This is a genomic window from Eudoraea chungangensis (assembly GCF_029360665.1).
GTDB classification, from domain to species: domain Bacteria; phylum Bacteroidota; class Bacteroidia; order Flavobacteriales; family Flavobacteriaceae; genus Eudoraea; species Eudoraea chungangensis.
This window is the reverse complement of sequence record NZ_JARDUB010000004.1, coordinates 67793-82058: the sequence shown is the minus strand read 5'-3', so window position 1 is coordinate 82058 and position 14266 is coordinate 67793. Positions and strand designations below refer to the sequence as shown.

At 37.1% G+C, this 14266-nt stretch carries 11 protein-coding genes; 4 read left to right on the top strand and 7 right to left on the bottom strand.

What is annotated here, in order from left to right; translation table 11 throughout:
* Positions 1-257 precede the first annotated feature (257 nt).
* Positions 258-1028: a M15 family metallopeptidase gene (locus PXG98_RS10415; RefSeq protein ID WP_276390901.1), complete on the top strand. Its 771-nt coding sequence runs from the start codon at positions 258-260 to the stop codon at positions 1026-1028.
* Positions 1029-1037: 9 nt separating this feature from the next.
* Positions 1038-1955, top strand: a complete 918-nt coding sequence (locus PXG98_RS10410; protein WP_276390899.1) for an alpha/beta hydrolase — start codon at positions 1038-1040, stop codon at positions 1953-1955.
* Between the two features lie 7 nt (positions 1956-1962).
* Here PXG98_RS10410 and PXG98_RS10405 read toward each other — a convergent pair whose 3' ends face one another.
* The 7 genes from PXG98_RS10405 to tsaD form a co-directional block, all read right to left on the bottom strand.
* Positions 1963-3342 (bottom strand): Gfo/Idh/MocA family protein, encoded by a 1380-nt coding sequence (locus tag PXG98_RS10405; RefSeq protein WP_276390896.1) that lies wholly within the window; start codon positions 3340-3342, stop codon positions 1963-1965.
* Positions 3343-3403: 61 nt separating this feature from the next.
* Entirely contained in the window at positions 3404-4519 is a 1116-nt protein-coding gene (locus PXG98_RS10400) for a THUMP-like domain-containing protein (protein WP_338150238.1), read from the bottom strand.
* 73 nt (positions 4520-4592) lie between these two features.
* Positions 4593-5681 carry an AI-2E family transporter gene (locus PXG98_RS10395; RefSeq protein WP_276390894.1) on the bottom strand — a complete coding sequence of 363 codons (1089 nt, stop codon included), beginning with the start codon at positions 5679-5681 and terminating at the stop codon, positions 4593-4595.
* Between the two features lie 3 nt (positions 5682-5684).
* Entirely contained in the window at positions 5685-6335 is a 651-nt protein-coding gene (locus PXG98_RS10390; RefSeq protein WP_276390893.1) for a DUF4159 domain-containing protein, read from the bottom strand.
* Positions 6336-6360: 25 nt separating this feature from the next.
* A complete protein-coding gene (locus PXG98_RS10385) occupies positions 6361-7071 on the bottom strand; it encodes a 16S rRNA (uracil(1498)-N(3))-methyltransferase (RefSeq protein ID WP_276390892.1) in 711 nt (236 codons plus the stop codon).
* Between the two features lie 19 nt (positions 7072-7090).
* The gene (locus PXG98_RS10380) at positions 7091-7438 is read right to left on the bottom strand and encodes a TfoX/Sxy family protein (protein WP_276390891.1); all 348 of its coding nucleotides are present in this window, start codon (positions 7436-7438) and stop codon (positions 7091-7093) included.
* Between the two features lie 4 nt (positions 7439-7442).
* The gene (gene tsaD / locus PXG98_RS10375; protein ID WP_276390890.1) at positions 7443-8477 is read right to left on the bottom strand and encodes a tRNA (adenosine(37)-N6)-threonylcarbamoyltransferase complex transferase subunit TsaD; all 1035 of its coding nucleotides are present in this window, start codon (positions 8475-8477) and stop codon (positions 7443-7445) included.
* 44 nt (positions 8478-8521) lie between these two features.
* On the opposite strand from tsaD, the gene PXG98_RS10370 reads away from it, so the two are divergent.
* Both PXG98_RS10370 and pfkA read left to right on the top strand, forming a co-directional pair.
* Entirely contained in the window at positions 8522-13018 is a 4497-nt protein-coding gene (locus PXG98_RS10370) for a translocation/assembly module TamB domain-containing protein (RefSeq protein ID WP_478284423.1), read from the top strand.
* A gap of 250 nt (positions 13019-13268) precedes the next feature.
* Positions 13269-14258: a 6-phosphofructokinase gene (gene pfkA, locus PXG98_RS10365; RefSeq protein WP_276390888.1), complete on the top strand. Its 990-nt coding sequence runs from the start codon at positions 13269-13271 to the stop codon at positions 14256-14258.
* Positions 14259-14266 lie beyond the last annotated feature (8 nt).

Genomic DNA, 14266 nt, shown 5'->3' with positions numbered 1-14266 from the left:
ATGATTTCAATGTTCCTAAAAAAGCTATCTGCGGTTTTCCCTTTTGAAGCCTTCAATGGAAGGGAAAATTAGATAGGGTATTTGGAGGTAATCAAAGGGTAATTCTCCCCGCAAAAGACCCTAGGGCATACAGAAATGGGATCTCAGGTATTTTAAAGTTCTTGGTACTACTCTTTTGGGAAAATGTTAGCAAGAAGTATTTATTGTTCGAATGAGTTAGCTAATTTGCAATTGCAATAAAACATTACAATGCTTTTATGTTTATAAAAAGTCAGATGTACAAATTACCATTTTTGAAGGGAGTATGGATTCTACTTTTTCTATTTGCATTCCCGGGATGCAAGGAGTCCGATAAAAGGAAGATAAGGCAAGCAGAAAAGGAGATAATACTTAAAAAAGAAGAAATTATAGAGGCAACACCTAAGGTAGATAAGACTTATCTGTTAGATAGCTATACGGATACTACCTTTATTAGATTGGCTGATTTTAGTGATGATTTTAGCTATGATCTTCGGTATGCCACGACTAATAACTTTCTAAAGGCAAAGGTTTACCCTTGTGGGGAATGTTATACACGTGTAAAGACAGCAAAAGCATTGATATCTGCAAATAAGGAATTTATTGAACATGGCTTCAGGATAAAATTTTTTGATTGTTACAGACCAAACGCGGTGCAGTATAAAATGTGGGAATTGGTTCCAAATCCTCAATATGTAGCGAATCCTGTGAAAGGCTCAATTCACAATAAAGGTGGTGCTGTAGACATTAGTTTAGTTGGATTGAAAGGCGAGTTTGTAGATATGGGAACAGATTTTGATTATTTTGGAAAACGAGCTTACCACGACAATACCAATCTACCGGAGGCTATCCTAGAAAACAGAAAATTGCTCAAAGAAATTATGGAAAAATATGGCTTCTGGTCTATTAGAACGGAGTGGTGGCACTATAACCTGCAAGGCAGTTCTAAAGATCCTATTGCAAATTTTCTGTGGCCCTGTGAGGAAGATTTAACTATAGTGCAACCTTAAAGAATTATCATGAAGCCCTTTTTTCTCTTTCTTACCTTAGTTTTAGCCGGAAATTTAGCATTGCAAGCTCAGGACACCATAGTCCCCTTATGGCCCCGCAACAATGTTCCAAATCGCATTCCCAGTGATGAAAAAGAGATGCATAAAAAAGACGATATTCTTTTGGTGAGCCAGGTACAATATCCAGAAATTGAGGTCTATTTTCCTTCGGAAAGAAGCAACAATGGTAAGGCCGTACTTGTTTTTCCCGGAGGTGGATATCATGTTTTGGCTTATGATTGGGAGGGAACGGATATCGCTAAATTTCTGAATTCAAAAGGTATAGTAGCTATTGTAGTGAAATATAGGCTGCCTGTTTCAAAATCTTTAGAAAACCCTAAAATGGTTCCTTTGCAAGACGCTCAAAGGGCAATACGACTTGTAAGACATAACGCCTTAAATTGGAATATAGACGAAAACCTTGTTGGGGTCATGGGGTTTTCGGCTGGAGGACATTTAGCTTCTACCTTGGGCACACATTATAATGAGGAAGCTTATGAAGCATTAGATGTGGTTGATGCGGTTTCTGCTAGGCCTGATTTCATGGCTTTGGTGTATCCTGTAATTTCATTTACTTCTTCCTCAAAACACTCTGGTTCGTTGAAGGCACTTTTAGGAGAGAATCCTTCTCTAAATGAAATTAGGTATTTTTCTAATGAACTTCAGGTAAACCAGGATACGCCACCTACAATTCTATTCCATGCTACGGATGATAAGGGTGTACCCCCAGCAAACAGTCTGTTGTTTTATACCTCCTTGGTGGAGAATAATGTTTCGGCGGAATTACATATTTTTCCTGAGGGAGGACATGGCTTCGCTTTGGCTATTGACCGGCCTTATCTCCATAGGTGGACCGAAATCTTAGCCCAATGGATTCAGAATTTATAGGAGCGTCTTATTTAAACTGGTTGGGGTGGGGGTGTTCCCAAGGACTTCTATATGGTCTTTTTAATAAGGCAGTGGCTTCCTCGTCATTTACCACAACCAGATTTTTGGAATCATAAACCAATGGACGCTGTAATTCCATAGACATATTGGCTAGGATACAACTTGCTGTTGATATATGCCCTTCCCGAATGTCAGCTATTGGAAGAGATTTTTGATCAATTGCCTTTAAAAAATCTAACATGTGCAGGCGTGTAGCCGGTGCCGCATTGAGCTCAATGCCTTTTTCAGTTAAATCTTCAGGATACTTTTCTTTTTCATAAACCACATCCATATGAATAGGTTTAACATCCTTGTCGTACGGCACAAAATCGTACTGCATGGTACTACCAGAAAGTGTACCTTTTTCTCCAAAAAGTTTAAATGACCAAGGATATTCGGGATCATCCGGTGTACCCCAACTCCTATGTTGCCAGATACAGTTAAGATCTTCGTATTCAAAAATAGCAGATTGTGTATCGGCAATATTTGACTTCCCCTCTTTTTGCACATAAATACCGCCAGTAGAACTAATTTTATTTGGCCAGTCTAATTGAAGCATCCATCGCACGGTATCTAACATGTGTACACACATATCACCCATAATGCCATTGCCATACTCCATAAATGTTCTCCACCATCTTTTATGTGGTAAACCATCATATGGTCTTAGTGGTGCTGGTCCTGTCCACATCTCATAGTCTAGAAAATCAGGCACCGCTTCCAAGGGCGGATTGCCATTCGCTCTCATATGAAAATAGCAACACATTTCTACATGTGAAATCTTGCCTAAAAGTCCTTTATCTACAATATTTTCTTTGGCATGAATTAGATGAGGTGTGCTTTTTCTTTGTGTTCCCACCTGTACCACCTTGTTGTAGTGTCTTGCTGCGGCAACCATAGCTTCTCCTTCTAGTACATCTACGCTAATAGGCTTTTGTACATAAACATGTGCCCCTGCTTTTAAGGCATCTATACACTGAAGGGCATGCCAATGGTCTGGGGAACCAATTAAAACTATTTCTAAACCTTCATTTTTTAACATCTCGCGATAATCGTTGTATGTTTTGGGCGTTTTCTTGGATTTTTGCCTCTGTGATACGAGCATAGCAGTATCTGCTGCAAAATTCTTGTCCACTTCGCTTATCGCTATTACTTCAACATTGGCAACCTGGATCAATTTAAAAAGATCACTACTTCCGTACCACCCGGCACCAATTAAGCCTACCCGCCATGGTTTTTCTCTGTGCATTAGTTCAAAACCATAGCTGCCAAAGGAGGAAAGAACTGCTGCTGCAGTTGCACCTTTGAGAAATTTTCTGCGATTTATATTGAATAGTTTAGTTTCCATAGTTTTAAAAATTGGTTTTTGGATAGGTTTGCCGTTATTGTTCTTAAATATACCGATTTTTTTAGAACATTTTATAACAATCTAGGGCGCGTAACTCTCCTGAAACATCCTTAACAAAAAAAACATAGTGGTTGCCTCCATCCTTTATTTTTGTCTTTTTGCGAATTGTGGCCACAGATTCCGGGAAATTTCTTGTGCTAATATTTGCTTTTCGAAGATTTAAGGACTTGCCGAGGTTCTTATGGTAGGGAGAAACCTTATTTATTTTAAATACTCTGCCAGGAAATTCCAGTAATTCATCTGAAGTAAACAAATGTGTATGTTCATGGAGTTTTTTTAGACCATATCTTCGACCAATGCATTTAAAGGCTCCCGCCTTTAATATGCTTAAGTTGGGCTCATACAAGTATGTCAGTGGGTGTGAATATTCCGAAACGGTTGCTTTTTCTTCTTCAAAGGAAAAATTAAAGTTTACTTTACTTCCTTTTTCAATATTGCAACAATGAAGTTTAATCGCTTGTTTAAAACCTTTCTCCAAAACCCAAAGCAATTCTTTCACTTCATTATCAACTGAAAGTATATGTATTTCTTTTACTCCTCTTAATTCTTTGATTCCCAAACTTAAGTCAAGTAAGGGAGATGTTTTAATAAGGATATGGCTGGTTTTTGAAAAAAGTAAGTCAAGATGCCTAGGTATATCAGGGCTACAATCTGCAAGTCGAAATACTTTGCCTTTTGTTTGATGTCTTCTTCCGGGATCGGAATAAATCCAATCAAAAATATTCTGGGAAGTTTTTAAATACTCCAAGCCATCCTGAGGCAAGACAGTTGTATTGAGAATTCCTAAAACCTTAAGATTATACTGCGTAATAATTGCCAACTCTTTTGTTTTTTCGCAAAGGATGAGTTCGTCAAATTTTTTAGAAAAAAAATAGGCATCCACCCCAAGACCTGTGGTGATATCCAAAAGCCTTTTTCCTTGCACTAATTGCGATTTGTACAATGCTGAAGATTCGGAAGATGTTTGCTCAATATGTATCTTTTTGGGATAATAAATTTTTGGAGTATTATACCAGGTAGGAAGTTTTTTAAAGCATTTTTTTTTGCTTTCGAGCTGTTGGGCAATCTCTTTGTTAGAAACTTCCTTAAAAAGTGGTTTTTTTAGTATAACTGACACGATGTCAGTATTTAAATTTTTATTTATAAAATTCTGTACACCAGTATTTAATAATAATTTATTCAAAGTATTACTATAAATTTTTAGTCAATGATCGCACAATCTTATTTTGGGCGTAAAATTCCTTTAGAATCACCTTAATTACGGTATATAATGGTACTGCTATGATCATACCGATAACTCCGAGTAATAGACCTCCAATGATAATTACCAAGAAAATTTCTAAGGGATGTGACTTAACACTATTGGAAAAGATAAAGGGTTGTGAAAAGAAATTATCTATCAATTGTCCGATGCCAAAACCAATCATAACAAAGATAGTTTTAGGTAAAATTACACTGCTAAAATCGGCTCCAAGATTACTAGACATGGTTAGCAAAATCATCAGTGCTGCACTAATGATGGGTCCGATGTAAGGGATAAGGTTTAAGAGTGCACATAAGAACGCAATAACTACGGCATTTTCGATTCCAAAAATTAATAATACCGTGGTGTAAATAATAAAAAGAATAAATATTTGAAGTACTAATCCTAAAAAATATCTCGATAATAATTCTTTAATTGTTTCAATGGAAGTGTTGAGTTTTGCCTCTTTATCGTCAGGTATAAGGACCATTAAATTTTGTTGAAACAATTTACTGTCTTTAAGGTAAAAAAAGGCAATAAATACTACTGAAAACAAGCCTATACTTAGACTTCCCAAAATGCCAACCAAAGAATTTAGGAAATCGGGAATAAAACTTAAATCTAGATTTGAAAATAAATTAAAATCTGTAAGCTGCTCTTCAATTACATTGGTTTGCAGACCAAAATAATCCACTATTTGAAGATAAAGATTATTAAAATTCTCTTGAAGAGTATCTATGTCTAATAGGGACAGGTTTTTACCCTGTTGAATAATTAAGGGAATAAACATAGAAATAATGCCTAAGATTATGCCAAGGAAAAGCGCCATGGTAATAATTACCGCAAGGGTATTGTTAAGCTTGAGTTTCCTTCTTAAAAAGACAACAATTGGCCTGCCTAGGAGAGAAATAACTACAGCAATGGCTATATAGATCAGCACTGTTTGAATGCGATAAAGAAAAAATAATAGAAGCGCAATCCCAGCCAAGATGCCAACAGCCCTTAAAATGCCATCTGCGATTGTTTTTGAATTCATGATTTAACTTTTAAAGGCGTATAGTAGGATATTGGCTCCCATTCTTAGAGCTTTTTCTCTTACCTCTGCCGGATCATTATGTACTTGAGGATCTTCCCAGCCGTCACCTAAATCCGCTTCGTAAGTGAAGAGTAAGACCAGTCTTTTCTCATAGAAAATTCCCAAGGCTTGCGGTCTTTTACCGTCGTGCTCATGAATCTTGGGAAGTCCATTTGGAAAGGAATAGGTCTCGTTAAATATAGGATGAGTGGTTCCAACTTCCTCCAAAGGTATTTCTGGAAATACTTTTACCAGTTCTTTCTTAAGATAGGGCTCCATACCGTAATTGTCATCAATATGCAGAAAGCCTCCGGAAAGCAAATAGGTTCTTAAATTATCTGCTTCCTCTTGAGAGAAAACAACGTTCCCATGCCCGGTCATATGCACAAATGGATATTGGAAAAGGGCAGAACTTCCAACTTCAACAGTTATTGGCTTTGCCGAGAGTTTTGTGCCAATTTCTTTATTGCAGAATTCAATTAAATTTGGTAGAGCTGTTGGGTTCGAATACCAGTCACCGCCTCCATTATACTTTAAAACCGCAATTTCTTGAGAAAAGAGAAAAAGAGGACAAATGATTGTAAGTATTTTTAAGATGGAATTTTTACAGGGCATATTTGTTTTTGTTTGCGGGGTATGTTTAAGATCCACTATTAATTATTGCTACGGCCGTACATGCTACCAAGGCAGCTGTTTCTGTTCTCAACCTTGCTTCTCCCAATGAGATGGGCAGAAAACCTTTGTTAGAGGCCATTTTTATTTCCTTGGATGAAAAATCACCTTCTGGACCTATTAAAATGGTAACATCTTTATCTGCTGCGATACATCTTTTTAGGTCGAGTTTATCCTCCTCTTCACAGTGTGCAATAAATTTTAATTCCTTGTGCTCCTGCTCTAAAAAGGCTTGCAGGCTAATAGGCTCATTAAGCTTTGGTAAATAGGTTCTAAGTGATTGTTTCATGGCTGCCTGGATTACTTTTTCGAGCCGCTCCATTTTTAGTACCGTTCTCTCCGAGTGTTCACAATAAATTGGCGTAATTTCTTGGATTCCTATTTCCGTCGCCTTTTCTAAAAACCACTCAAAACGATCATTACTTTTAGTAGGAGCAACCGCTAGGTGTAACCAGTGCATCTTTCTGTGCTTTATCTTTCTTTCAATTATTTCGGCCTTACACATTTTAACATCGGCAGCGATTATTTTCGCGGTATAAAGATCTCCTTTGCCATTGGTGATAAAGACAGTATCCCCTTCTTTTCTTCTCAAAACCTTTATTAAATGTCTGCTCTCCTCTTTATTAAAAGCAAATTGAACAGCACTATTGTCTATGTTCGGCTGATAAAATAATTGCATCTATTGTATCTTTCATTAATCAGTTCAACTTTAGTTTGGTTTTGGCATGTTCCAGTCCTAATTCTAACCAGCCTTGTAATTGCTGTTCAGTGGCGTAGCCAGACGAATCTACATATATAAACTCTTTCATAGGTCTTTTGGTAAAGTCCATAGGTCGTACACTATTTTCCTTGAGTATGCCTGGCATTTTTTCTGCAACCACCCTAACCATTAAATCCGATTTTATTACACCAACGGTCATCTTTCCTTTAAAGAGAAAAGCCAGTCCTCCAAACATTTTCTTCTCGTTAAATTCAGAACGTATGGTCTTCGGAAACATGCTAATTATTCCGCGTATTCTCAATGCCAAATCTTCGGAATATGCCATATACTTAATCGGTTATTTTGTACCGTGCTTTTGCTACAGTGCCCTGGTTGGTGAAATCTCCATCAAGATACTTTAAATAGCCCACAATACCAATCATAGCGGCATTATCTGTACAATATTCAAATTTAGGGATATAAGTCTTCCAGCCTAGTGTCTTTTCTCTCTCTTTTAAGGCTTTTCTTATTGCTGAATTCGCAGAAACCCCACCGCCAATCGCTACCTGCTTAATTCCCAATTGTTGAACCGCCTTTTCTAACTTATGCATAAGAATTCCAACAATGGTATATTGTATGGAAGCACAAATGTCATTTAAGTTTTCTTCGATAAAATGAGGATTTTTCTTTGTTTCTCTTTGTATGAAGTAAAGGATACTCGTTTTAAGGCCGCTAAAACTAAAATTATACCCTTCTACCTTGGGTTTAGGAAACGGAAAAGCCTTAGGATTACCTAATTGAGCATATTTATCCACCAATGGCCCGCCGGGATATGGTAAACCTAATATTTTGGCACTTTTATCGTATGCTTCACCTACGGCATCGTCTAGTGTTTCACCTAGTACTTCCATGTCAAAATAGTCTTTAACCAAAACAATCTGTGTATGTCCTCCACTAATAGTCAGTGCAATAAATGGAAAACTGGGAGCCTCCATCTCTTCTTCTTCAATAAAGTGCGACAAAATATGCGCTTGCATATGGTTTACTTCTATTAAAGGAACATTCAGGCCTAAGGCCATGGACTTGGCAAATGAAGTTCCAACGAGTAAAGAACCCATTAGTCCAGGTCCGCGTGTAAAAGCTATGGCGGATACTAGTTTTTTGTCGATATTTGCTTTAGCTAAGGCTTGATGAACAGCCGGTACAATATTTTGCTGATGCGCTCTGGAGGCTAATTCAGGTACAACCCCTCCAAAAGCTTCGTGAATCTTCTGTGTAGCAATTACATTGCTCAACTTTTTTTTGTTGAGTAAAACAGCCGCGGAAGTATCGTCACACGAAGACTCTATCGCTAAAATGTAAATGTTTTTATCAGTATTCGTCATTTGGAACAAAAATTGTAAGCACAAAGGTAAAACATATTGGCCCTATCAGAAAACTAAGAAAAATACTAGTAAGAACACTTCTTGCTTTGCTACTCCTCTCTGTTTTGGGGACGATCATACTTTCTTTACCACCTGTTCAGACTTATTTTGCGAAATATGCCACCAATGCTATAAACAAAGAGTTTGGGACCAACATCAATATTGATAGACTTAGGATTTCTCTAATTTCATGGGATACCGCCTTACGCGATATCTATATTGAAGATTATAAAAAGGACACTTTGATTTATGTGGAAGAACTGTCTACTTCTCTACTAAATGTCAGAAATGTAATAAAGGGGAAACTCGAATTTGGGGATATTACCTTAGACGGATTACTGTTTAATTTAAAGACCTATGAAAATGCCACAGACAACAATTTAGGTGTTTTTATTGATAAGTTAGATAGCGGAAAGCCCCGAGACCCAAATAGTCCGCCTTTCTTTTTTTCCTCCACACATATTGAAATAAATCAGGGTACTTTTCGCCTAAGTGATTTAAATAAAGAGAATCCAGAGGTGTTAAACTTTACAAAGCTCGATATCGGAGCGGGGACATTTCAGATACTCGGACCAAATGTAACCACCAATATAGAGAGCCTTGCCATGGAAAGCAACATTGGTATTGATGTTACGGATCTATCTACGGCATTTGCTTACTCTAAAGAACAAATGCGCTTTGACTCATTAAGCATCAAGACACCTATGTCTGCGATTAAAGGAAACCTTCAATTTGATTACAAAAGAGAAGACCTCGTTAATTTTATAGATAAGGTTCAGATTAGTGCACAATTTGAGGATTCAAAAGTGGTATTGGACGAGGTAAACCGATTATACGATCAGTTTGGCTCAGGTAAAGAGGTGAACTTTTCTGCCAGTGTCAGTGGGGTCCTAAATGATTTAAACATAGAACGTCTTTTTTTAATATCGGATAATACTGCCATAAGAGGAGACTTTAATTTTACTAACCTCTTTTCCAACGAAGGGGAATTTGAATTAAACGCAGACATTAAAAATATAACTACTAGCTATTACGAATTGCGCTCATTGATGCCAAACATTCTGGGCAAGTCCTTACCTTCAATCTTTAAAAAGTTAGGTCAGTTTACAATTAGAGGTGATGCCATAATAACAGAAACTTCTATTAATACCAGGGCCAACCTGAATACTGCCGTAGGAAAGAGTTATTTAGATTTGGATTTAACCCAAGTTAATGATATTGACAATGCTGACTACAAAGGTTTTGTATCGCTCATTGATTTTGACTTGGGAAGGTTCATAGATAACGCTAAACTGGGGAAAACCACTGTAGATGTCAATGTGGAGGGAAAAGGTTTTGTCAGTAAAAACCTTAATACTGAGGTTTTTGGGGAAATATATTCTATTGAGTTTAATAATTACGAATACAATGATCTTAAAGTTTCCGGGATCTTAAAAGACCAACTATTTGATGGTTCCTTGCTTTGTAATGATGAAAACATACAGTTTAGTTTTGATGGTTTGGCTGATTTTAGCGATGAAGAAAGTAGTTTTAATTTTAATGCTTTTGTAGAATATGCCGATTTTAAAACTTTGAACTTTATAAAGGATAGTGTATCTATTTTCAAAGGGGACGTCAGTATGGATATAACGGGAAGTTCTTATCAGAACATTGAAGGAGACATCCGTTTTTCTAAGACTAGTTATCAAAATATAAACAACACCTATTATTTCGACGATTTTAGTATTGTCTCCACTTTCTCAAAAGACTCTACCCGAAATATTGAAATTAATTCTCCTGATATTATTACAGGCTATATGCGGGGAAAATTTAAGGTCAGAGAACTAGGTAAATTGGTAAGAAATTCTATTGGTAGTATTTATACAAATTATAAACCTTTTGAGATATCCAATGGGCAGACTTTGGCATTTAATTTTAAAATATACAACAAGATAGTTGAAGTGTTTTTTCCAGAGGTAGCCTTTGGTCCCAATACTTTTATCCGAGGTAATATTATAGCAGACAAGGGAGACTTTAAACTTGATTTTAAATCTCCCCATATCAAAGCCTTTGCAAACGAATTGGATAGTGTGGATTTTAGAATAGACAACAAAAACCCTCTGTTTAATACGTATCTGGCTGTACAAAATGTTCAGACCCCATATTATGATGTAAAGGAGTTTAATTTAATTAACACCACCTTAAATGATACTCTTTTTTTTAGAACAGAATTTCAGGGAGGAAGTGCCTATGATGATAGCTACAACTTAAACTTCTACCATACTTTTAACGAAGATAATAAGTCTGTAATAGGGCTTAAAAAATCAGACGTTAGTTTTAAAGGCAACACATGGGTTTTAAACAGAAACAGCAATAGTAAAAACAAAGTAATTCTTAACCAGACTCTGGATAGCATTACAATCGAAGAGATTGTTATGAACAACGAGAATAGAGAACAAATTAGACTCAGAGGGCAATTAGCAGATTCTACTTACAAAGACTTAGAACTACAATTTAAAATTGTCTCTCTTAACAAAATAGCCCCTAGTATAGATTCTTTAAAACTTAAGGGTGAAATAAATGGGACCCTCAACGTGTTGCAAAAGGATAATATTTACCTGCCAGTATGTAATTTGGACATTTCCCAATTTGGAATTAATGGTGTGGATCTGGGAAATTTAACCATTGGTATTGTTGGGAATAAGGATTTGTCTGAGTTTTCGGTTAATTCCCAGATAAAAGAAAATGGGCTTGAGAAATTTGGGGTTTTTGGAAAGTTTACGACTAATGATAAGATTCCCAAAGCGGATTTAGTGGCTTCTTTTAGTGATTTCAATCTGTCACCCTTTAGCCCTCTCGGAGAAGATGTTATTTCCAATATCCGTGGAAACCTCAATGGCAATGTACAGATTAAAGGGGATATAAGAAATCCGGATATCGATGGAGTCTTAACCTTAAATAACGCTGGTCTGGGGGTGCCTTACTTAAACGTAGATTATGATTTTGCCCAGAATGCGTCTATTAGGCTTTATGATCAAACCTTCGACTTTCAGAATATAGGTCTCACAGATGTGGCTATGAAGACTAAATCTGTACTGCAGGGGACGATTAAACACAATTTTTTCAAAACCTGGAATATGGATTTGGATATAGATACAGGAAACAATCGGTTCCTGATATTAAACACCCCTTTTGAAGAAGAAATTCTTTACTATGGAACGGGATTTGTTAAGGGGAAAGGTAGAATATATGGCCCCACCACTGCATTGAATATTACTTTTGAAGGAGCCACCGCAGAGGGAACTTCTTTAAAAATTCCAATAAGCGACGTAGCCTCGGTAGGAGACTATTCCTTTATAACTTTTATCGAAAAAGACGAGCTACAGTCTTTGGAAATGGAGAGGCAGTTAAAAAAGTATGAGGGCTTGGAGTTGAGATTTGATTTGGATGTCACCCCAGATGCGGAGGTAGAAATCGTCATTGATCAAAAGACAGGAAGTTCTTTGAAGGGAACTGGGGCCGGACTGGTATTTATGGAGATAAATACGAATGGGAAGTTTAATATGTTTGGTGATTTTGTGGTAGTGACTGGTGCGTTTAATTATAAATTCGGTGGGATTATCGACAGAACCTTTAGTGTGAAACCGGGAGGTAGTTTGGTTTGGGATGGCGAGCCCTTGGAGGCGGTTTTAAATATGGAAGCTGTCTATTCTTTGAATGCTAATCCGGCCCCCCTTTTAGATAACGCCGGATATAGCCGACGAATACCAACAGATGTAACAATAAGGCTTACGGAGCAGTTGGATAGACCAAATATCGATTTGAGTATTGAATTTCCCGGAACAAGTTCCACGGTAAAATCGGAATTGGAATACAGATTGCAAGACCCTACAATTGAAGAAAGAAATGCCATTTTTCTCTTAGCTCAAGGAACTTTTGTAAGTGAAACCTCGGGGATTAATCAGCAGGCGGTAACAGGGAATCTAATTCAAACCGCCTCGGGGCTCTTAAATCAAGTTTTGGGTGATGAAGATGACAAAATAGATTTTGGGGTCTCCTATGAACAAGGTTTCCTGGATCCTAATGATATTCAAACAGAAAATAGAATAGGAGTAACAGTATCTACCCAGATAAGTGATAAGGTTTTGTTTAATGGGCGTTTTGGTGTTCCGGTTGGAGGGGTAACAGAAACAGTTGTCGCTGGAGATGTCGAGGTACAGGTATTGCTGAACGATGAAGGGACTTTAAGGGCGAAGGTGTTTAATAGAGAAAACGAAATTCAGCAATTTCTTCAACAGCAACAGGGGTATACCCAGGGTATTGGTATTGCTTACGAAGTAGACTTTAACACATTTAAAGAATTGATGCAAAAGATATTTAGAAACAAAGAATTAGAAGAGATAGAGCCACAACAAGAAGAAGTGCCTGTACCTAAACAGGCCGCGGTGGAACCGTCGGCCGTAATGGGACAAGATAGTTTAGTGAGGTTTTACCCCAAACCTAATAGGCCAAAATTGAAATAGTCTATTTCCTTTTTTTTAACTAACATCCTAAGTTAATTTTGTTATTTGTATAACCTGATTTTATTCAAATTACTTCTTCAGATTTTCTTGTTTTATAAGTATACAGTTCCGCGAAGGGCGGTTCAGCGATAATCTCTTGATACAGGCCGCTTCAGCTACAACGATATCGTCAATAGAATTGTTAAAATAAGGGGATATCCAATTCATTTTATCCGATAAGTTTAGTATTTTTGCATTTCTAAATTTTTCTATGAGTTCAGAAATTAAAAAAATTGCGGTTTTCACTTCAGGAGGAGATTCTCCGGGTATGAATGCCGCCATACGATCAGTAGTGCGTACCTGTGCTTATTTAAATAAAGATTGTATAGGAATATATAGAGGGTATGAAGGGATGATTGAAGGAGACTTTATCCCTATGAATGCAAGAAGCGTAAATAATATTATCAATAAGGGAGGAACAATTTTAAAATCTGCGCGATGCGATGATTTTAGAACGGTGGAAGGTAGGAAGAAAGCCTATGATCAACTTGTAGCTAATAATATAGATGCTTTTGTTGTAATAGGGGGGGATGGCAGTTTTACTGGTGCTCTAGCCTTTTATAGAGAACATAAAATTCCTTTTATTGGTATTCCTGGAACCATTGATAATGACATTTTTGGTACGAGATATACACTTGGCTTCGATACTGCACTGAACACCGTGGTAGATGCCATTGATAAAATACGGGATACGGCCAGTTCCCACCATAGATTATTTTTTGTAGAAGTCATGGGAAGGGATGTTGGCCATATTGCACTGAACTCAGGGGTCGGCGCCGGAGCAGAAGAAATTCTAATACCAGAAGAAGATTTGGGTCTTGAGAGATTGTTAGACTCGTTAAAACGCAGTAAAGCAAGAGGTAAATCTTCGAGTATTGTAGTAGTTGCTGAAGGAGACAAAACAACCGGAAAAAACGTATACGAACTTAAGGAATATGTAGAAAAGAACCTTCCAATTTATGACGTAAGGGTATGCGTTTTAGGACATATGCAACGAGGAGGTGCACCAAGCTGTTTCGATAGAGTTCTGGCGAGCAGAATGGGTGTGAAGTCTGTAGAGGCCTTATTAGAAGGTAAAAGTTCGCTTATGGCGGGTATAATGGATAATCAAATAACATTAACCCCGGTGGAAGAAGCCATCAAAGGGAAAACAAAAATTGATAAGGAACTTATAAGAGTTTCGGATATCATGACAATATAGTTTTAATC

Excerpts from the sequence above, each read along its gene's own strand:
- PXG98_RS10385 (WP_276390892.1), bottom strand. The coding sequence starts at position 7,071 with ATGCAATTATTTTATCAGCCGAACATAGACAATAGTGCTGTTCAATTT.
- PXG98_RS10395 (WP_276390894.1), bottom strand. The coding sequence starts at position 5,681 with ATGAATTCAAAAACAATCGCAGATGGCATTTTAAGGGCTGTTGGCATC.
- PXG98_RS10405 (WP_276390896.1), bottom strand. The coding sequence starts at position 3,342 with ATGGAAACTAAACTATTCAATATAAATCGCAGAAAATTTCTCAAAGGT.
- PXG98_RS10380 (WP_276390891.1), bottom strand. The coding sequence starts at position 7,438 with ATGGCATATTCCGAAGATTTGGCATTGAGAATACGCGGAATAATTAGC.
- PXG98_RS10415 (WP_276390901.1), top strand. The coding sequence starts at position 258 with ATGTTTATAAAAAGTCAGATGTACAAATTACCATTTTTGAAGGGAGTA.
- PXG98_RS10390 (WP_276390893.1), bottom strand. The coding sequence starts at position 6,335 with ATGCCCTGTAAAAATTCCATCTTAAAAATACTTACAATCATTTGTCCT.
- tsaD (WP_276390890.1), bottom strand. The coding sequence starts at position 8,477 with ATGACGAATACTGATAAAAACATTTACATTTTAGCGATAGAGTCTTCG.
- pfkA (WP_276390888.1), top strand. The coding sequence starts at position 13,269 with ATGAGTTCAGAAATTAAAAAAATTGCGGTTTTCACTTCAGGAGGAGAT.
- PXG98_RS10410 (WP_276390899.1), top strand. The coding sequence starts at position 1,038 with ATGAAGCCCTTTTTTCTCTTTCTTACCTTAGTTTTAGCCGGAAATTTA.